An 18,393-nucleotide genomic window follows, 5' to 3' on the forward strand; every position below is an offset into this window, starting at 1 on the left:
TGCACGCCCGGGCGCCTGGGCAGCTGGGTGCAGCCGCCGCGTCGCCTTCCGCCCTCTTGTTTGCGTTGCTGTGGGGTCGCTATTTTGCCGCCGCCGGAAGGCCCCGCAACCCGTACTACGAAATCATTCGTAGATTTCGGCGTCCGGATCGGTCGCCTCGAGCTCGTAGCTGGCCGCCACCATGGCCAGCCGTCCGATCACGCCGTACATGTAGAAGCGATTCGGGGCGCTCGCGCCGGGCTTGGCGCCCGGTTGCGGTAAGTGCGCACTCTCCGAAAATGCCAAGGGCACGAAGCTCGCACCCGGCAGGTTGAGGTTCTCGTCGGGGCTGCGCTCGGCATGCACCCGGTAGAAGCCGCCGACCACGTAGCGGTCCATCATGTAGACCACCGGCTCGGCGACGCCGTTGTGCACGCGCTCGTTGGTCAGCACGCCTTCCTGCACGATCACATCGCCCGGCTCCTGGGCTTCGCTGGCGGTGCCGGTCTTGTTGTTGCGCGGCCTGCGGCCGAAGGCCTCGAGATCCTTGACGTCGCGCACCGTCATGACACCCATGCCATGGGCGCCGTTGTCGGCCTTGACGACCACGAAGGGCTTCTCGTTGATGCCGTATTCCTTGTACTTGCGCCGGATCTTGGTGAGCAGCGCGTCCACGTGGCTGGTCAGCACGTCCATCCCCTGGCCCTCGGCGACATCGACGCCGCCGGCGCGCGCGTACATCGGGTTGATCAGCCAGGGGTCGATGCCCAACAGCTTGCCGAAGCGCTTGGAAACTTCCTCGTAGCTGTGGAAGTGGTTGCTCTTGCGGCGTACCGACCAGCCGGCATGCAGCGGCGGCAGCAGGTACTGCTCGTGCAGGTCTTCCAGGATGCCGGGCGTGCCGGCCGCGAGGTCGTTGTTGAGCAGGATGGTGCAGGGGTCGAAATGCTTGAGCCCCAGGCGCCGCTTGCCGCGCACCACGGGCTCCAGGCACACGGTCTCGCCGTTCGGCAACTCGATCTTCTTGGGCGACTTGATCGCCGGATCGATCGAGCCCACGCGCACATTGAGCCCCGCCATATGAAAAATCCGCACCAGCCGGGCCACGTTGGCCAGGTAGAAGGTGCTGCGCGCATTGTTTTCCGGGATCACCAGCAGGTTGCGCGCTTCGGGGCAGATCTTCTCGATCGCGGCCTGCGCGGCCTGCACCGCCAGCGGCAGCATGTCATCGGTCAGGTTGTTCCAGCCGCCAGGGTAGAGGGTGGTGTCCACTGGCGCCAGCTTGAAGCCGGCATTGCGGATATCGACCGAGCTGTAGAAGGGCGGCGTGTGCTCCATCCATTCGAGCCGGAACCAGCGCTCGATGGCCGGCGTGGAGTCGAGAACGCGTTGTTCGAGTTCGTTGATGGGGCCGGTCAGGGCGGTGACGAGATGGGGAACCATGCGACGGCCTTGTTATGCGTGTTCTGCGACGAAAGGTGGAGTGGAATTGTAGGATTTGGGGGCGCTGGGGCGGATGACAAGCGCTGCCCCGATCCGCGCCACCTTCAGCTCCGCACTTCGCCCTGGCCCAGCACCACGTACTTGAGCGAGGTGAGCCCCTCGATGCCGACCGGCCCGCGCGCATGGAACTTGTCGGTGCTGATGCCGATCTCGGCCCCGAGCCCGAACTCGAAGCCGTCGGCAAAGCGCGTGCTCGCGTTCACCATCACGCTGGCCGAGTCGACCTCGCGCAGGAAGCGCTGGGCGTGCATGTGGTCGCGCGTGACGATGGCGTCGGTGTGGTGGCTCGAATAGCGGTTGATGTGCGCGATGGCTTCGTCCACGCCCGCGACCACCTTGATGCTGATGACGGCGGCCAGGTACTCCTCAGACCAGTCGGACTCGACCGCGTCCACCACTCGGGCGCCCGGCGGGAGCGCACCGTCGGCGCGCAGGATGCGCGCCGCTGCGGGGTCGCAGCGCATCTCCACCCCCTTGGCCGCGAAGATCGCGCCGATCTCCGGCAGGAAGCTCTCGGCCATCGAGGCCGCCACCAGCAGGCCCTCGGCCGCATTGCAGGGGCTGTACTTCTGCGTCTTGGCGTTGTCGACGATCTTGACCGCCATGTCGAGCTCGGCCGTGTCGTCCACGAAGACGTGGCAGTTGCCGTCCAGGTGCTTGATGACCGGCACCTTGGCCTCGCGGCTGATGCGCTCGATCAGGCCCTTGCCGCCTCGCGGGATGACCACGTCGACGAACTCGGGCATCGCGATCAGCTGCCCCACCGCCTCGCGGTCGGTGGTCTGCACCAGCTGCACCGCCTCGACCGGCAGGCCCGCCTCGGCCAGCGCCTCCGACACCAGCAGCGCGAGCGCCTTGTTCGACTCGATCGCCTCCGAGCCGCCGCGCAGGATCGCCGCGTTGCCGCTCTTGATCGCGAGGCTCGCGGCCTCGATGGTCACGTTGGGCCGGCTCTCGTAGATCATGCCGAAGACGCCGATCGGCACCCGCATCTGGCCGACGCGGATGCCGCTGGGCTGCTGCTTCATGCCGATGACTTCGCCGATCACGTCGGGCATCGCGGCGAGCTGTTCGCAGCCCAGCGCCACGGTCTCGATGACCTTCGGCGTGAGCTTGAGCCGGTCGACCATCGGGGCCGAGAGGCCGGCCGCGACAGCGCGCTCGATGTCGCGCGCATTGGCCGGGGCCAGGCCCTCCGCCCTCTCGCGCAGGCGCCGTGCCAGCGCCTTGAGCGCCTTGTTCTTGGTGGCCGCGGAGGCCTTGGCCATCAGGGCGGCGGCCGCCTTGGCCTGCAGCCCCAGGGTCTGCATGTGTTCGTTGACGTTGAACGCGTTCATCCGCCCATTTTCCCACGCGGGCTGCGGGCAGGGCGGCAATGCGTGGAAACGCGGGGTTCGCGAAAGAGGAACGATCGCGCGCTCAGCCCCGGGCCGGCGCCGCGCAGGCACGGCACAGCATCAGCGCCAGCCGCTGCAGCGCCTGCCAGCCGCCGGCCGGCCAGTCGGGCTGCTTCAGGCCCTTGACGATGCCGTCCACGATGTGCGCGGCGTGCAGCATGCGGGCCAGCGCACGATCGTCCAGCCGCGGCAGCACGCGCTCGAAGGCGCGCTCGCGCGGGCCCCAGATGCGGTTCTCGCGCAGCGCCATGGGCAGCGGCCGGCCGGCGGCCATCGCGTCCTTGACGCGCTTCAGCGCCCGGATGTCCTCGGCCAGCGTGTAGTGCACCAGCACCTCGGCCTCGCCTTCGGCCTGCAGGCCGTCGAGCATGCGCGCGACGCGCTGCGGATTGCCGCCGAGCACGGCTTCGGAGAGCTTGAACACGTCGTAGCGCGCGACGTTGTTGACCGCGCCTTCGACCTGCTCCCACGACAGCTCGCCCTCGGGATGCAGCAGCGCGAGCTTCTGGATTTCCTGGTGCGCGGCGAGCAGGTTGCCTTCCACGCGGTCGGCGAAGAACTGCAGCGTGCGCTGGCCTTCCTCGCCGCCTCTCACGCGCTGGCCCTGCTGCGCGAGCCGCTGCGCGATCCACTGCGGCAGCGCGGCGCGCTCAATGCTCTCGATCTGCAGGCTGATGCCGTTGTTCTCCAGCGCCGAGAACCAGGCGCCGGTGCGCGTGGCCTTGTCCAGGCGCGGCAGCATCACCAGCGTGAGGGTGCTGTCGTTGCCCTGCGCGGCCTCGGCGATCTGCTGCAGCGCGACGCTGCCGTCCTTGCCCGGCTTGCCCGAGGGGATGCGGATTTCGACGATCTGCCGGTCGGCGAACAGGCTCAGCGACCCGCCCGCGGCGAGCACCGCGCTCCAGTCGAAATGCGCGCCGGCCACGGTGTACGAGCTGCGCTCGGTGTAGCCCTGCGTTCGTGCCGCTGCGCGGATCGCGTCAGCCGCCTCCTGCGCGAGCAGCGGCTCGTCGCCGTGGATGGTGTAGAGCGGCTTGATGCCCTTCTGCAGATGGGCTTCCAGCTGCGCGGGGCCGAGCTGCATCAGAGGCTCTTCACCGCGCCCAGCCGCCGCATCGTCTGCTGGGCGATGTCGCTCTGCATGTCGCGGAACAGCAGCTCCGCTTCGCTTTCCTTCGCCAGCGCCGCGGTTTCGTTGTAGGTGATGTCGCGCTGCTGCTGGATCTCGGTCGGTGGCAGCAGTTCCTTGCCGCCCGGCGTGCGCAGCCTGAAGCGCATCGTCAGGCGCAGCTGGAGCTCGCGCACCTGGCCGGCCGAATTGGTGGAGAGCACGATGCGCTCGCGGTTTTCGGCAAGGATGTCGAGCACCGCTTCGGCCGTGTCGAGCTTGTCGGCCGGAATCAGCTCGACGGTGCCGGCGGCGCGGATCTGGCGCCGAAGATCGTTCACGAAAGCCGAGCTGCCCGGCACCGCCAGCGTCTTGAACGCGAAGATCGGCGCACGGCGCAGCTCGAAGCCGCAGCCCCCGACCCCAAGCGAGGCCGCCGCGGCAAGGGCGAGAAAGCCGCGACGCGGCAGGAGGCGCTGAGACCGGGTGCGTGTATTCATGCTTTCCTTCATACCACCACGTTGACCAGCCGCCCGGGCACCACGACCACGCGCTTGGGCACGGCGCCCTCGGCATGCTTGGCCAGCACCTCGCTCGCGAGCGCGATCTTCTCGATCTCCTGCTTCGAGGCATTGGCCGGCACGCGCAGCGAGCCGCGCAGCTTGCCGTTGACTTGCAGCATGAGCTCGATCTCGTCCTGCTCCAGCGCGACCACGTCGACCACCGGCCAGGGCGCGTCGAGCAGCGGGCCGTGCAGTTTGTCGTAGCCCAGCTGATGCCACAGTGCGTGCGTGATGTGCGGCGTGGCCGGGTAGAGGCAGCGCATCAGGATGCCGAAGCCTTCGCGCACGGCCGCGCGGTCGCCCGTGCTGCCGTCGGACTTGAAGCCCTCCAGCGCATTCAGGAGCTTCATCGCGCCCGACACCACGGTGTTGTATTGCATGCGCTGGTAGTCGTAGTCGATCTGGCGCAGCACGGTATGGACCTCGCGGCGCAGCGCCTTGGCCTCCTTGCCGAAGGCCGAGCGCGGGTCGATCGCGTCGATCTCGATCTCCGCGCTCTCCGCGGCGCTGACGGTCGCCGCTTCGAGCGCTACCCCGAAGTTCCAGACCCGGCGCAGGAAACGGTAGCTGCCTTCCACAGCCGCATCGTTCCACTCCAGCGTGGCCTCGGGCGGCGCGGTGAACATGGTGTAGAGGCGCGCGGTGTCGGCGCCGTACTTCTCGATCAGGTCCTGCGGGTCGACGCCGTTGCGCTCGCTCTTGCCCATCTTGCCGACGCCGCCGTATTCGAGCTTCATACCGTCGGCCAGGGTGCCGCCGGTGATGCGCCCCTGCGCATCGAGCACGGGCGTCACCTCGGAAGGCGGGAAGTACTCCTTGGCCCCCTTCTCGGTGCGCCGGTAGAAGATGTGGTTGAGCACCATGCCCTGCGTGAGCAGCTTGCTGAAGGGCTCGTCGATCTTCACCAGACCGAGGTCGCGCATCACCTTGGTCCAGAAGCGCGCGTAGAGCAGGTGCAGGATCGCGTGCTCGATGCCGCCGATGTACTGGTCCATCGGCATCCAGTAGTCGGCGCCTTCGGCCACCATGGCCTGGTCGTTCTTCGGGTCGCAGTAGCGCATGAAGTACCAGGCGCTGTCGACGAAGGTGTCCATCGTGTCGGTCTCGCGCCGCGCCGGCTTGCCGCAGACCGGGCAGGCCACGCCGGCATGGAAGCCTTCATGCTTGGCCAGCGGGTTGCCGGAGCCGTCGGGCACGCAGTCGGTGGGCAGCACGACCGGCAGGTCCTTCTCGGGCACCGGCACCGCGCCGTGTTCCTCGCAATGGATGATCGGGATCGGCGTGCCCCAGTAGCGCTGGCGGCTCACGCCCCAGTCGCGCAGGCGCCAGGTGGTCTGCATCTCGCCCAGGCCCTTCTGGACCAGCGCGTGCGCCACCGCCTTGACCGCCTCGGCGTAGGACATGCCGCTGAAGTTGTCGGAGTTGATGGTCACGCCGCGCTGCTTGTCGGCATACCAGTCCTGCCAGCGGTGGTAGTCGAAGTGCGGTTCGTCGTCGACCAATACGACCTGGATGATCTCGATGCCGTACTTGTTGGCGAAGGCGAAGTCGCGCTCGTCGTGCGCGGGCACGCCCATCACGGCGCCGTCGCCGTAGCCGATCAGCACATAGTTGCCGACCCAGACCGGAATCGGCTCGTCGGTGATCGGGTGCCGCACGTGGAGGCCGGTGGGCACGCCCTTCTTTTCCTGCGTCGCGAGCTCGGCCTCGGTGGTGCCCCCGCTCTTGCATTCCTCGATGAAGGCGGCGACTTTCGGGTCTTTCTTCGCGGCATGCACGGCCAGCGGATGTTCGGGCGCCACGGCGCAGAAGGTCACGCCCATGATGGTGTCGGCACGCGTCGTGAAGACGTACATGAGGCCGCCCTGGATCAGCTTGCCGTGATCGTCCTTGATGTCGTGCAGGAAGGCGAAGCGCACGCCCTCGCTCTTGCCGATCCAGTTCTCCTGCATCAGCTTCACGCGCTCGGGCCAGCCCGGCAGCTTGTGCTGGGTGTGCTCGAGCAACTCTTCGGCGTAGTCGCTGATCTTGAGGTAGTAGCCCGGGATCTCGCGCCGCTCCACCGTGGCGCCGGTGCGCCAGCCCTTGCCGTCGATCACCTGCTCGTTGGCCAGCACGGTCTGGTCGACCGGATCCCAGTTGACCAGCTGGGTCTTGCGGTAAGCGATGCCTTTTTCGAGCATCTTCAGGAACAGCCACTGGTTCCACTTGTAATAGCTGGGGTCGCAGGTGGCGATCTCGCGGCTCCAGTCGATCGCCAGCCCCATGGCCTGGAGCTGGCTCTTCATGTAGCCGATGTTCTCGTAGGTCCATTGGGCCGGCGGCACGCCGTTCTTGAGCGCCGCGTTCTCGGCCGGCAGGCCGAAGGCGTCCCAGCCCATCGGCATCAGCACGTTGTAGCCGCTCATGCGCAGGTAGCGCGTGAGCATGTCGTTGATCGTGTAGTTGCGCACGTGGCCCATGTGCAGCTTGCCGCTGGGATACGGCAGCATCGAGCAGGCGTAGTACTTCTTCTTGCGCGCGTCCTCGGTCACGCGGTAGGCATCGGCCGCCGTCCAGGCGGCCTGGGCAGCGGACTCGACGTCGCTGGGTTTGTAGCTGGGGTTCATTGGGCTTGGGGCAACAGCCCGGCATCAGGCGGCCGGGGAATGCGGATTATCGCGGGTGAGGAAGCTCAAGGCTTCCTGGTGGCCGGCGCTTCGGTCACGAAGCCGATGCGGCTCAGCCCCGCCTTGTTCGCGATGCCCATCAACTCGACCACCTTGCCGTAGGGCACGGTCTGGTCGGCGCGCAGCTGGACCTCGGTGTCGCGGTTGGCGGCGGCGGCCTTCTCGAGGCCGGCCGCGAGCTCCTCGACACTCACGGCCTGGTCGTTGAGGAAGACCTTGCCCTCCGCATCCACCGCGAGACTCACGAACTTGGGCGTGTCGGCGGGCTGGCCGGCGTCGGTGCGCGGCAGGTCGAGCTTGATCGAGCTGGCCATCAACGGGGCGGTGATGATGAAGATCACCAGCAGCACCAGCATCACGTCCACCAGCGGCGTGACGTTGATGTCCGACAGCGGCCGCTGCCCGCCGGCGCCGATCGCCCGCCCGCCGGTGGCGGTGCTGCCGAGCGAGGTGCGACCGAAGGCCATGGGTTCTGTGCCCTTCTCAGACCGGCATCGGCCGCGCGGGCGGCAGCGGCGCTTCGCGCTGCGGCTCGTCGCCGAGCGCGCCGAGCAGGTCGTGGGCGAAGCCTTCCAGCTCGGCCTCGATTCGGCTGACCACGCGGCCGAACACGTTATAGGCGAGCACGGCCGGAATCGCGACCGCGAGGCCGAAGGCGGTCATGATCAGCGCCTCGCCAACCGGGCCGGCCACCTTGTCGATGGTGAATCCGCCGGTTTCCCCGGCAATGCCCACGAGCGCGCCGTAGATGCCCCAGACCGTGCCGAGCAGCCCGACGAAGGGTGCCGTGGCGCCGACCGTGGCGAGCAGGATCTGCCCGGCCTGCAGGCGCCGCAGCGCGGCATGCAAGGCGTCGCGCAGGGCGCGCGTGAGGCGCTGGGCGCGGTCGACCGCGCCGCCGAGCGTGGCGGCATCGGACTTGGCGGCCAGGCTCCTGACCGCGCTCACGGCCGGCCAGACCAGGGCCGCGCGGTCGAAGGCCCTGAGCTTCTGCTCGGCGTCGCCGAGCGACGGCGACTGCCAGAAGGCCGCGATGCTGCGCACCACGTCGCGCGTGCCGCCGCGCAGCAGCCAGGCCTTCCAGAGGATCACGACCCAGCTGGAGACCGACATCAGGAGCAGCAGCACGGCCACGGAACGGCTGACGCCGTCGCCGTGGGTGAGCAGCTCCAGAACACTCATGCGCTTTGGCGCAGGCCGAGCACGTCGAACATGTCGAACAGGCCGCTCTGCTGCCCGGCCAGGAAGCGCACCGCACGCAGGCTGCCCTGCGCATAGGTCGCGCGGCTGGCCGATTTGTGCGTGATCTCGATGCGCTCGCCGGTGCCGGCGAACAGCACCGTGTGGTCGCCCACGATGTCGCCGCCGCGGATGGTCGCGAAGCCGATGGTGGACGGGTCGCGCTCGCCGGTGACGCCCTCGCGCGCATAGACAGCGCATTCCTTGAGGTCGCGGCCCAGCGCATCGGCGATCACCTCACCCATCTTGAGCGCGGTGCCCGAAGGTGCGTCGACCTTGTGGCGATGGTGCGCCTCGATGATCTCGATGTCGTAGCCGGTAGCGAGCGCCTTGGCCGCCATTTCGAGCAGTTTGAACGTGACGTTGACGCCGACGCTCATGTTGGGCGCCATCACGATCGCGATTTCTTTCGCCGCCGCGGCGATCTCGGCCTTCTGCGCGTCGCTGAAGCCGGTGGTGCCGATCACGGCCTGCACGCCGAGCTCGCGGCACACGGCCAGATGCGCCAGCGTGCCTTCGGGCCGCGTGAAGTCGATCAGCACCTGGGCGTCCTGGAGGCCGGTGCGCAGGTCGGCCACGATCGGGACGCCGCTCGTGAAGCCGAGAAAGGCAGCCGCATCGCTGCCGATCGCGGGACTGCCGGCGACATCGAGCGCGCCGGCGAGGCGGCAGTCCTGCGCCTCGCGCACGGCCTCGATCAGCATGTGCCCCATGCGCCCGGAAGCGCCGGCGATCGCGATGCGCCGCAGCGGGGGAATGGAGGGAGAGGAAGAATCAGTCACGCGTTTCAGCCTTGAAGCCTGGAAGAAAGCCGGCCGGCGCGGCCGGCGCGCGCTAGCGCGTCGCTTCGAGCGGGGGATAGCTCGGCGGCAGCGGAGGCAGGGAGGCGGAGGACTCGCCGTCCGCCTTCTTGTCCTTGGCCGGATCGAATTTCTTGAGCTGGTCTTCCGAGGCTTCCAGGGCCGGCACCTTGCCGCTGCGCTTGCGGGTGTCGAGCGCGGCGACGAATTCTTCCTCGCTCGGCATCGGGTCGCCTTCGAAGCGTTCGAGCACTTCGCCATTGAAGAACACCGTCAGGCGGCGCTGCTGGGGCTCGACGCCCTGGCGCCGGATCGTGAACACGTAATCCCAGCGATTGGAATGGAAGACGTCGTTCAGCAGGGAGGTGCCGAGGACTTCGCGCACCTGCTGGCGCGACATGCCGGGCTTGAGCAGCTCGACCTGCTCCTTCGACACGAAATTGCCCTGGACCACGTCGACCTTGTAGGGCGTGATGGCATGCAGCGCATCGCGCGAGCGTTCGGTGACGCTGCTGCAGGCGCCGAGGCAGAGGCTCCCAGCGACTGCGCCGACGAGCAGCCAGAGGCGGCGTTGTGGAATGTCAGGCATGGGCAAAAGGGCAAAGAGGGGTAGCGATATGATCGGGCCATTGTAGCGGCTGCCCCTCGGCGTGCCCCTCTCGCGCAGCCGGCGCAGGAACCATCATGGGCAACATCGACGAACTGAAGAACACCGGCCTCAAGGCCACCCTGCCGCGTCTCAAGATTCTCGAAATCTTCCAGAACGGCGGCCAGCGCCACATGACGGCGGAAGACGTGTTTCGGGTGCTGCTCAACGAGCACTCCGACATCGGCCTGGCCACGGTCTACCGCGTGCTGACGCAGTTCGAGCAGGCCGGCATTCTCGAGCGCAGCCATTTCGAGAGCGGCAAGGCGGTCTACGAACTCAACGAAGGCAAGCACCACGACCACCTGGTGTGCACCTCCTGCGGCAAGGTCGAGGAGTTCTACGACCCCGAGATCGAGCGCCGCCAGCAGATGATCGCGACCGACAAGAAGTGGATTCTGCAGGACCACGCGATGTCGCTCTACGGCCTGTGCGGCGACTGCGCCAGCAAGCGCTGAACTGAAAGACGGCGGCCGCCGCCGGGCCGCCCCAAGGCGGGCCGCGCCTCCCCCTCGGGGGGTGGAGTTACACGCAGCGAAGCGAAGTGAAAAGCCGGGGGGCTAATCGTCCTCGCGCGCGCCTTCCATGGCCTTGTGGTGGCGGGCGACGAAATCGGCGTAGGTATCGATGCCGCGCAGCTGCAGGATCGAATTGCGCACCGCCGCTTCCACCAGCACCGCGATGTTGCGCCCGGCCACCACCTGGATGATCACCTTGCGCACCGGAATGCCCAGCACGTCCTGGGTCAGCGGCGCCGAAGGCATGCGTTCGTAGTCGCGCTCGAAGCTGTCGCGCCGTACCAGGTGCACGATCAGCTTGAGGCGCATCTTCCGGCGCACCGCCGTCTCGCCGAAGATCGCGCGGATGTCCAGCAGGCCGATGCCGCGCACCTCGAGCAGGTTCTGCAGCAGCTCGGGGCAGCGCCCTTCCAGCGTGGTCTGGTTGATGCGGTAGAGGTCGACCGCGTCGTCGGCCACCAGGCCGTTGCCGCGCGAGATCAGCTCCAGGCCGAGCTCGCTCTTTCCGAGTCCCGACTCGCCGGTGATCATCACCCCCAGGCCCAGGATGTCCATGAACACGCCGTGCATCGAGGTGCGCTCGGCGAAGTGCTTGGAGAGGTAGGCGCGCAGCAGGTCGATCACGAAGGCCGAGGATTCCCGCGTTGCGAACAGGGGCAGTTGCGCCCGCTCGCAGATCGACAGCAGTTCGTCGGGCGCCGGCTGGCCGTCGGCCAGCACCAGCATGGGCGGCTCCAGCGTGACGATGCGGGCGATCCGCCGCACGCAATCGTCGGGCGTGCCGCGCGTCAGGTAGGCGACTTCGCGCGCACCGAGAATCTGCACGCGGTAAGGATGGATGTAGTTGAGGTAGCCCACCAGGTCGGCGGCCGACTGGGCGCGGCTGATGACGCCGGGATCGAACTGGCGCTCCGAGGCGCCCAGCCCCGCCAGCCACTCCCACCGGAGCGAGCCGCGGAACTCCTCGAACATCGCGTCGGCACTGATGACGGTCGGCTTCATGCGCCAGACTGTCTCATGCGGATGCGCTTCAGGCCACCTGGGCGGACTGCCATCCTGCGATCAGGGCGTGGAGCGCGGCGGCGTCGGAGCTCGACTTGATCTGCTCGCGCAGGCCGGCATCGCTGAGCAGCTCCGCGATCTCCGAAAGTATTTCAAGGTGTTTCTGGGTGGCCGCTTCGGGCACCAACAGGAAGATCAGCAGCACCACCGGCTGCTCGTCCGGCGCGTCGAAACCGATCGGATTCGCGAGCTGGAACACCGCGGCCATCGGCGACTTGAGGCCCTTGATGCGCCCGTGAGGGATGGCCACGCCGTGGCCGAGGCCGGTGGAACCCAGGCGCTCGCGGGCGAACAGGCTGTCGGTGATGAGGGCACGGCCCAGGCCGTGCAGGTTTTCAAACAGCAAGCCCGCTTCTTCAAAAGCACGTTTCTTGCTGGTGGCGTCAACGCTCACGAGGACTTGAGCGGGCGGCAGGATGGACGCGAGTCGGTTCATGTTGGGGCGGGGCGGGGGCGATTATGCACCTGCTCCGCAAAAAGCACAGGGCCGCCCTGAGGCGGCCCGCAAGAGTATTTGCCCGGAGAGGTACTACATCACGCGCTTCGGCGCCTCGTGATGGTGGTCCTGCAGGCGGTCTTTGTGACGGACCACCTGCCGATCGAGCTTGTCCACCAGTTCGTCGACCGCGGCGTAGAGATCAGCGTGGCTCGATTCCGCGAACATGTCATTGCCCTTGACGTGAATATTGCATTCGGCGCGTTGCCGACGTTCCTTTTCCTTTTGCTTTTCCACCGTGAGGATCACCTTCACATCGACCACCTGGTCGAAATGGCGGGTGATTCGGTCCAGCTTGCTCGTAACGTAGCTGCGCAAGGCGGGGGTGACGTCGAGGTGATGACCGCTGATCGTCAAATTCATGAATGACCTCCTGGATTGACGGTTGGGGAAAAAGACCCCGCTTCAGGGTGAAGCGTGGCCGGCGAAATGGGGAAAGGTGGGGGAAGGAGAGAAGAAGGAAGGGGGAGGGAGAGGAACGGGGGAAGGTCGGTTCACTATGCCCATGCTGTCATCGAATTGCAATCCCTTCCATGGCAAACCCCGGCATCGCCCGCCCACGCTCACGGCGCGCTATCGATTTGATAGTGCTAAAGACCTCGCGCGGCGCTCAGCGCCACGCGGCGCGCATGCGGCTCAGCAGATCGATCGTGGCCGCCGGCGGCGGTACATGGGGTGCGCGTTCGGGCGGCGGCGGCCAGGTCTGCTGTTCAAAGCGCTCGGCATCGGCGGCCGAAATGAAGCGCGTGCGGCCGGCGTACAGATGCCGGTCGCCGCGCGCAGCCTGCTGCGTGACGTAGAAGCGCTGAGGCACCAGCAGGTGCAGGTGGTCGCGCGCGCGGGTCATCGCCACGTAGAGCAGGCGCCGCTCCTCCTCCAGTTCCTGCGCGCCCTGCGCCACGTCGGCCGGGATGCAGCCGTCGACCACGTTGAGCACGTGCACCGAGCGCCACTCCTGCCCCTTGGCGGAGTGGATGGTCGAGAGGATCAGGTAGTCCTCGTCGAGCAGCGGCGGACCCGGGCGGTCGCTCGTCGCTTCGGGCGGATCGAGCGTGAGTTCGGTCAGGAAGCGCTCCCGCGAGGCATAGCCCGAGGCCAGGCGCGCGAGCTGCTCGACGTCGCCGCGCCTGAGGCCGGCATCGTCGTGAAGCCGCTCGAGGTGGGGCAGATACCACTGCAACGCGAGCTCCATGTCGGCCGGCCAGGCGAGCGTGGGCGCGCGCAATTCGGCATAGATGGCCGCGAAGCGCGCCCACTCTTCCTTCGCGGCGGCAGGCGGCACGAAGGCCTGCACGACGGCACCGGGGTCTGAAGCCTCGGCCATCGCGTCGAGCAGCCGCGTGGAGCTGACCGGCCCGATGCCCGGAATCAGCTGCGTGACGCGAAAGCCCGCCATGCGCCCGCGCGGATTCTGGGCGAAGCGCAGCACCGCCAGCAGGTCCTTCACATGCGCGGCTTCGAGAAACTTGAGGCCGCCGTACTTGACGAAGGGGATGTTGCGCCGCGCCAGCTCGAGCTCGAGCGCGGCGCTGTGGCTCGAGCTGCGGAACAGCACGGCCTGCGATTTCAGCGCCAGACCGCCTTCGCGGTGCGCGAGCACGCGCTCGGCCACGAAGCGGGCCTGTTGTGCTTCGTCGGGCACCAGCACCAGCTGCGGCCGTCCGGCCGAGGGCTTGTCGGTCCAGAGGGTCTTGGCGTGGCGCTCCGGAGCGGCGGCAATCACCGCGTTGGAAACGTCGAGGATGGGCTGGGTCGAGCGGTAGTTGCGCTCCAGCGTGACCACCCGCGCGGGCTGCGTGAACTGCTGCGGAAAGTCGAGGATGTTGCGCACCGTCGCGCCGCGGAACGAGTAGATCGACTGCGCGTCGTCGCCGACCACGGTGAGGCCGCGGCCGTCGGGCTTGAGCGCGCGCAGGATGGCGGCTTGCAGCAGATTGGTGTCCTGGTACTCGTCGACCAGCACGTGGTCGAAGCGCGCGCCGATCTGCGCCGCCAGCGCGGGCTCCGCCACCATCTCGGCCCAGTACAGCAGCAGGTCGTCGTAGTCGAGCACCTGCTGCGCCTGCTTGGCTTCGACGTAAGCGCCGAAGAGGCGCTTGAGCTCGGCCTCCCATTCGGCGCACCACGGAAACGCATGCGCGAGCACCTCGGCCAGCGGCGCGCAACTGTTGACGGCGCGCGAGTAAATCGAGAGGCAGGTTCCCTTGCGCGGAAAGCGCCGCTCCATGGACGCGAGGCCGATGTCGTTGCGCACCAGGCCCATCAGGTCTTCGGCATCGCCGCGGTCGTGAATGGTGAAGTTCTCGTGCAGGCCGATCTGCGCCGCGTGTTCGCGCAACAGGCGCGCGCCGATGCCATGGAAGGTGCCGGCCCAGGGCAAGGCCGGCGGCGCATCGGATTTCAGGCCGAGCACGCGCGCCAGCACCTGCCCGGCACGGCGCTCCATCTCCTGCGCCGCGCGGCGCGAAAAGGTCAGCAAGAGGATGCGCTGCGGATCGGCGCCGCGCGCGATCAGATGGGCCACGCGATGCGCGAGCGTGCTGGTCTTGCCCGAGCCCGCGCCGGCAATCACGAGCAGCGGCCGCTGGTCTTCCGGAGCCTCGCCGAGGGCCGTGCCGACACCGTGCTCCACCGCCGCACGCTGCTCGTCGTTGAGCTTGGAGAGCGCGGCCGCGAGGCGCTCGGCCTGGCTCGTGGGTGCGGGTGTCGCGAGGCTTTGCATCGCCGCGACTTTACTGGATGTCCATCCAGATGCCGACAGAAAAGCGCCGGAGGCCGATGACATAATCGCGCCTCGCTGCAACCGGAGACTTCGCATGGAAACCGTTCCGCCTCGGCAGCTTTCAACTCCCCTGTGATGCGTTGTTGGCCAGGGACTTGAAAGCGCCCCGAACCCTCGCCAACCGCCACAAAAATTCACCGGGAGTGAGCCATGCTCAATATCTTCACGCTCGCCAACGGCCGCCTTGTCCAGGAAGAAATCGAGGCCCTCGAAGAGCTCTCTCAGTTCCAGCCGATCTGGGTCGATCTCGAATCGCCCACACTCGAAGAAAAGCGCTGGATCAAGCAGTACTACGGCCTGTCCATCCCCGAGGATGCGATGGACGAGGACATCGAGGAGTCGGCGCGCTTCTACGAAGAAGACAACGGCGAGCTGCACGTGCGCAGCGACTTCCTGATCGATGACGCCGAGAACCCGCGCTCCGTGCGCGTCGCCTTCATCCTCAACCAGCACAACACCGAACTGCGCAGCCGCGGCGTGCTGTTCTCGATTCACGATGAAGACGTGCCGGTGTTCCGCCTGCTGCGCATGCGCGCGCGCCGCGCACCCGGCCTGATCGAGGATGCCAAGGAAGTGCTCTTGAAGCTCTTCGATGCCGACGCCGAGTACTCGGCCGACTCGCTCGAGAACATCTACGACGAGCTGGAAGTCGCGGGCAAGAAAGTGCTGGAAGGCAACGTCAGCGACGAACTGGCCGGCGAGGTGCTGGCCGCGATCGCGCGGCAGGAAGACCTGAACGGCCGCATCCGCCGCAACGTGATGGACACGCGCCGCGCGGTGAGCTTCATGATGCGCAGCCGCATGCTGAACGCCGAGCAGTTCGAGGAGGCGCGCCAGATCCTGCGCGACATCGAGTCGCTCGACAACCACACCGCCTTCCTGTTCGACAAGATCAACTTCCTGATGGATGCGACCGTCGGTTTCATCAACATCAACCAGAACAAGACCATCAAGATCTTCTCGGTGGCGAGCGTCGCGCTGCTGCCGCCGACCTTGATCGCGAGCGTGTATGGCATGAACTTCAAGCTCATGCCGGAGCTGGAATGGGGCTACGGCTACGCGTACGCGATCGTGCTGATGGTCGCCAGCGCCCTGGTGCCGATGTGGTACTTCCGCCGCCGCGGCTGGCTCAAGTAGCCGATCGGCCGGACAGCGTGGCGAGCCAGGCGTCGATCACCGCGAGGCTGTAGCGGCTCGCGACGGCGGCGACGAAGCGCAGGAAGTCGGCATGCGCCGCGTCGTCGGCGCGGTCCGAGATCGTGCGCACCGCGGCGAATGGCACGCGGTAATCGTGGCACACCTGCGCCACCGCGGCGCCTTCCATCTCGACCGCCAGCGCGTCGGGCAACTCGCGCCGGAGCGCATCGCTTTCGGCGGCGGTCGAGACGAAGCGGTCGCCGCTCACCAGCAGGCCGCGATGCAGCCGGGGCGCCTGCAGGCCGAAGTCGTCGACCACCGTCTGCCCGAGCAGCGCGACCGGATCGCGCAGCAGGCCGGCGGCCACGGCGGCCAGCGCATCGCTGATCGCGGTGTCGGCCGCGAAGCGCGCATGCCCGGTCAACGGCACCTCGTATTTGGGAAAGATCGGCGAGGCGTCCAGATCGTGCTGCAGCAGCTTGGTCGCCACCACCACGTCGCCCACCCGCACGCCGGGCCCGAGCCCACCTGCAACGCCGGTGAAGACGATGGCGCGCACGCCGAAACGCTCGAGCAGCACAGTGGCCGTGGTGGCCGCCGCGACCTTGCCGATTCGCGACAGCACCGCCACGACGGCTTGCCCATGCAGATGGCCGACCCAGAAATCCCGCCCGGCGACGCGCACGCGCTGCTCGTCGGGCATCGCGGCGAGCAGCGCGCCCAGCTCTTCCTGCATGGCGGCAACGATCGCGACCGGCCCCGCCATGGAAGTGCCCGCTACTTCTTGTCGCGCAGCTCGCGCCGCAGGATCTTGCCGACCGGCGTCTTCGGCAGCTCGGTGCGGAACTCCACCACCCTGGGCTGCTTGTAGCCGGTGAGATTGGCGCGGCAGAAGTCGCGCACCTGGGCCTCGGTGAGATCCGGGTTCTTCTTGACGATCACGAGCTTGACGGCCTCGCCGGTCTTCTCATCGCCGATGCCCACGGCCGCGCATTCGAGCACGCCCGGAATCTGCGCGACCACTTCTTCGACCTCGTTCGGATACACGTTGAAGCCCGAGACCAGGATCATGTCCTTCTTGCGGTCGACGATCTTGAAGAAGCCGCGCTCGTCGACCACGCCGATGTCGCCGGACTTGAAGTAGCCGTCGGCCGTCATGACCTTGGCCGTCTCGTCGGGACGCTGCCAGTAGCCGGCCATCACCTGCGGGCCCTTGATGGCGATCTCGCCCGGCTGGCCCATCGGCACCTCATGGCCGTCGTCGTCGAGCAGCTTCAGGTAGGTGCTGGGCAGCGGCACGCCGATGGTGCCGGTGTAGGCAGTGCTGGTGGTCGGGTTGCAAGTGGCCGACGGCGAGGTTTCGGAGAGGCCGTAGCCTTCGCAGATCGGGCAGCCGGTCTTCTCGAGCCAGAGCTTGGCCACCGCGCCCTGCACCGCCATGCCGCCACCGACCGAGACCTTGAGGTTCTTCCAGTCGACGGTGCCGAAGTCCGGATGGTTGGCCAGCCCGTTGAACAGCGTGTTGACGGCCGGGAAGCTGTGGAAGGTGTGCTTCGACAGTTCCTTCAGCACGGCCGGGATGTCGCGCGGATTCGGAATCAGGATCAGCTTGCCGCCGGTGCGCATGCTGAGCATCATGTTCACGGTGAACGCGAAGATGTGATAGAGCGGCAGGGCGCAGACGCTGGTGGGCTGCTCGCCGGCCGGCACCTTCTGCATGACCGGCTCGTTCCAGGCCTCGGACTGCAGCACGTTGGAGATCACGTTGCGATGCAGCAGCACGGCGCCCTTGGACACGCCGGTGGTGCCGCCCGTGTACTGCAGCACCGCGACATCGTCAGGCCCGATCGGCGCCGGCGTCGGCCCGCGCCCTGCCCCCTTGTCGAGCGCGTCGTTGAAGCGCACGGCGCCGGGCAGGCTGAAGTCGGGCACCATCTTCTTGACGTTGCGCACCACGTAATTGACCAGCGCGCCCTTGAGCAGACCGAGCCGATCGCCCATGCCGCTCAGCACGACGTGCTTGACCGGCGTGGACGCGATGCATTGCTGCAGCGTGGCGCCGAAGTTCTCCATGATCACGATCGCCTTGGAGCCGGAATCCTTCAACTGGTGCTCGAGCTCGCGCGGCGTGTAGAGCGGGTTGACGTTCACGAGGATCAGCCCGGCGCGCAGGATGCCGCACACCGCGATCGGGTACTGCAGGCAGTTCGGCATCATGACCGCGACGCGATCGCCCTTCGCGAGCCCAAGTCCCTGCAGGTAGGCCGCGAAGGCCCGGCTCAGCTTGTCGACCTCGCCGTAGCTCAGATCCTTGCCCATGAAGCTGTAGGCGGTGCGCTCCGCGTACTTCGAGAAGCTCTCCTCCATGAGCGCCACCAGGGAGGGATAGCGCGAGCCATCGATATCGGCGGGCACGCCTTGCGGGTAACTGGTGAGCCAGGGGCGGTCTGTCATGGATGGGTCTCCTCAACGAAATTCTGAGTTCTGGTCAACG

17 protein-coding genes are annotated in these 18,393 nt (G+C 67.4%); 2 read left to right on the forward strand and 15 right to left on the reverse strand.

The genetic code is table 11. The features are described 5' to 3' along the window. Nucleotides 1-123 precede the first annotated feature (123 nt). From gshA to ACSQ9A_RS26590, 9 genes are all read right to left on the reverse strand, one after another. Nucleotides 124-1,422 (reverse strand): glutamate--cysteine ligase, encoded by a 1,299-nt coding sequence (gene gshA, locus ACSQ9A_RS26550; RefSeq protein WP_436305883.1) that lies wholly within the window; start codon nucleotides 1,420-1,422, stop codon nucleotides 124-126. A gap of 104 nt (nucleotides 1,423-1,526) precedes the next feature. Next, nucleotides 1,527-2,819 (reverse strand): glutamate-5-semialdehyde dehydrogenase, encoded by a 1,293-nt coding sequence (locus ACSQ9A_RS26555; RefSeq protein ID WP_093109950.1) that lies wholly within the window; start codon nucleotides 2,817-2,819, stop codon nucleotides 1,527-1,529. 82 nt (nucleotides 2,820-2,901) lie between these two features. Further along, nucleotides 2,902-3,963 carry a DNA polymerase III subunit delta gene (gene holA / locus ACSQ9A_RS26560; protein WP_436305884.1) on the reverse strand — a complete coding sequence of 354 codons (1,062 nt, stop codon included), beginning with the start codon at nucleotides 3,961-3,963 and terminating at the stop codon, nucleotides 2,902-2,904. After that, nucleotides 3,963-4,487: an LPS assembly lipoprotein LptE gene (locus ACSQ9A_RS26565; RefSeq protein WP_436305885.1), complete on the reverse strand. Its 525-nt coding sequence runs from the start codon at nucleotides 4,485-4,487 to the stop codon at nucleotides 3,963-3,965. The genes holA and ACSQ9A_RS26565 overlap by 1 nt, the downstream gene beginning before the upstream one ends. A gap of 8 nt (nucleotides 4,488-4,495) precedes the next feature. Further along, a complete protein-coding gene (gene leuS / locus ACSQ9A_RS26570; RefSeq protein ID WP_436305886.1) occupies nucleotides 4,496-7,159 on the reverse strand; it encodes a leucine--tRNA ligase in 2,664 nt (887 codons plus the stop codon). Nucleotides 7,160-7,224: 65 nt separating this feature from the next. Beyond that, entirely contained in the window at nucleotides 7,225-7,686 is a 462-nt protein-coding gene (locus ACSQ9A_RS26575) for an ExbD/TolR family protein (protein ID WP_093109946.1), read from the reverse strand. Nucleotides 7,687-7,702: 16 nt separating this feature from the next. After that, a complete protein-coding gene (locus ACSQ9A_RS26580; protein ID WP_093109945.1) occupies nucleotides 7,703-8,401 on the reverse strand; it encodes a MotA/TolQ/ExbB proton channel family protein in 699 nt (232 codons plus the stop codon). Next, a complete protein-coding gene (gene dapB / locus ACSQ9A_RS26585; RefSeq protein WP_093110037.1) occupies nucleotides 8,398-9,207 on the reverse strand; it encodes a 4-hydroxy-tetrahydrodipicolinate reductase in 810 nt (269 codons plus the stop codon). The genes ACSQ9A_RS26580 and dapB overlap by 4 nt, the downstream gene beginning before the upstream one ends. Before the next feature lie 85 nt (nucleotides 9,208-9,292). Further along, entirely contained in the window at nucleotides 9,293-9,847 is a 555-nt protein-coding gene (locus ACSQ9A_RS26590) for an outer membrane protein assembly factor BamE (RefSeq protein WP_436305887.1), read from the reverse strand. Nucleotides 9,848-9,942: 95 nt separating this feature from the next. On the opposite strand from ACSQ9A_RS26590, the gene fur reads away from it, so the two are divergent. After that, nucleotides 9,943-10,362 carry a ferric iron uptake transcriptional regulator gene (gene fur, locus ACSQ9A_RS26595; RefSeq protein ID WP_093109943.1) on the forward strand — a complete coding sequence of 140 codons (420 nt, stop codon included), beginning with the start codon at nucleotides 9,943-9,945 and terminating at the stop codon, nucleotides 10,360-10,362. 102 nt (nucleotides 10,363-10,464) lie between these two features. Here fur and hprK read toward each other — a convergent pair whose 3' ends face one another. From hprK to ACSQ9A_RS26615, 4 genes are all read right to left on the reverse strand, one after another. Next, nucleotides 10,465-11,424: an HPr(Ser) kinase/phosphatase gene (gene hprK / locus ACSQ9A_RS26600; RefSeq protein WP_093109942.1), complete on the reverse strand. Its 960-nt coding sequence runs from the start codon at nucleotides 11,422-11,424 to the stop codon at nucleotides 10,465-10,467. 28 nt (nucleotides 11,425-11,452) lie between these two features. Next, on the reverse strand, nucleotides 11,453-11,920 hold the full coding sequence (locus tag ACSQ9A_RS26605) for a PTS sugar transporter subunit IIA (protein ID WP_093109941.1): 468 nt from the start codon (nucleotides 11,918-11,920) through the stop codon (nucleotides 11,453-11,455). Nucleotides 11,921-12,013: 93 nt separating this feature from the next. Next, nucleotides 12,014-12,343, reverse strand: coding sequence for a ribosome hibernation-promoting factor, HPF/YfiA family (hpf, locus tag ACSQ9A_RS26610; protein WP_093109940.1), 330 nt, complete (start codon nucleotides 12,341-12,343; stop codon nucleotides 12,014-12,016). A 247-nt stretch (nucleotides 12,344-12,590) separates the two neighbouring features. Continuing rightward, the gene (locus ACSQ9A_RS26615) at nucleotides 12,591-14,702 is read right to left on the reverse strand and encodes an ATP-dependent helicase (protein ID WP_436305888.1); all 2,112 of its coding nucleotides are present in this window, start codon (nucleotides 14,700-14,702) and stop codon (nucleotides 12,591-12,593) included. 210 nt (nucleotides 14,703-14,912) lie between these two features. Between ACSQ9A_RS26615 and corA the strand changes: the two genes are divergently transcribed. Continuing rightward, entirely contained in the window at nucleotides 14,913-15,899 is a 987-nt protein-coding gene (gene corA, locus ACSQ9A_RS26620; protein ID WP_093109938.1) for a magnesium/cobalt transporter CorA, read from the forward strand. Here corA and ACSQ9A_RS26625 read toward each other — a convergent pair. Further along, on the reverse strand, nucleotides 15,892-16,665 hold the full coding sequence (locus ACSQ9A_RS26625; protein ID WP_093109937.1) for a 5'-methylthioadenosine/adenosylhomocysteine nucleosidase: 774 nt from the start codon (nucleotides 16,663-16,665) through the stop codon (nucleotides 15,892-15,894). The genes corA and ACSQ9A_RS26625 overlap by 8 nt on opposite strands. Before the next feature lie 11 nt (nucleotides 16,666-16,676). After that, a complete protein-coding gene (locus tag ACSQ9A_RS26630) occupies nucleotides 16,677-18,353 on the reverse strand; it encodes a long-chain-fatty-acid--CoA ligase (protein ID WP_436305889.1) in 1,677 nt (558 codons plus the stop codon). Nucleotides 18,354-18,393: the final 40 nt, after the last annotated feature.

Origin of the sequence: Variovorax sp. LjRoot290 (assembly GCF_964253985.1) — a bacterium.
Lineage (GTDB): Bacteria > Pseudomonadota > Gammaproteobacteria > Burkholderiales > Burkholderiaceae_C > Variovorax.

Coding starts and splice junctions, on each gene's coding strand:
- ACSQ9A_RS26575 (WP_093109946.1), bottom strand. CDS start 7,686: ATGGCCTTCGGTCGCACCTCGCTCGGCAGCACCGCCACCGGCGGGCGG.
- ACSQ9A_RS26625 (WP_093109937.1), bottom strand. CDS start 16,665: ATGGCGGGGCCGGTCGCGATCGTTGCCGCCATGCAGGAAGAGCTGGGC.
- gshA (WP_436305883.1), bottom strand. CDS start 1,422: ATGGTTCCCCATCTCGTCACCGCCCTGACCGGCCCCATCAACGAACTC.
- ACSQ9A_RS26590 (WP_436305887.1), bottom strand. CDS start 9,847: ATGCCTGACATTCCACAACGCCGCCTCTGGCTGCTCGTCGGCGCAGTC.
- holA (WP_436305884.1), bottom strand. CDS start 3,963: ATGCAGCTCGGCCCCGCGCAGCTGGAAGCCCATCTGCAGAAGGGCATC.
- corA (WP_093109938.1), top strand. CDS start 14,913: ATGCTCAATATCTTCACGCTCGCCAACGGCCGCCTTGTCCAGGAAGAA.
- leuS (WP_436305886.1), bottom strand. CDS start 7,159: ATGAACCCCAGCTACAAACCCAGCGACGTCGAGTCCGCTGCCCAGGCC.
- ACSQ9A_RS26630 (WP_436305889.1), bottom strand. CDS start 18,353: ATGACAGACCGCCCCTGGCTCACCAGTTACCCGCAAGGCGTGCCCGCC.
- hpf (WP_093109940.1), bottom strand. CDS start 12,343: ATGAATTTGACGATCAGCGGTCATCACCTCGACGTCACCCCCGCCTTG.
- ACSQ9A_RS26580 (WP_093109945.1), bottom strand. CDS start 8,401: ATGAGTGTTCTGGAGCTGCTCACCCACGGCGACGGCGTCAGCCGTTCC.
- fur (WP_093109943.1), top strand. CDS start 9,943: ATGGGCAACATCGACGAACTGAAGAACACCGGCCTCAAGGCCACCCTG.
- ACSQ9A_RS26615 (WP_436305888.1), bottom strand. CDS start 14,702: ATGCAAAGCCTCGCGACACCCGCACCCACGAGCCAGGCCGAGCGCCTC.
- ACSQ9A_RS26605 (WP_093109941.1), bottom strand. CDS start 11,920: ATGAACCGACTCGCGTCCATCCTGCCGCCCGCTCAAGTCCTCGTGAGC.
- ACSQ9A_RS26555 (WP_093109950.1), bottom strand. CDS start 2,819: ATGAACGCGTTCAACGTCAACGAACACATGCAGACCCTGGGGCTGCAG.
- ACSQ9A_RS26565 (WP_436305885.1), bottom strand. CDS start 4,487: ATGAATACACGCACCCGGTCTCAGCGCCTCCTGCCGCGTCGCGGCTTT.
- hprK (WP_093109942.1), bottom strand. CDS start 11,424: ATGAAGCCGACCGTCATCAGTGCCGACGCGATGTTCGAGGAGTTCCGC.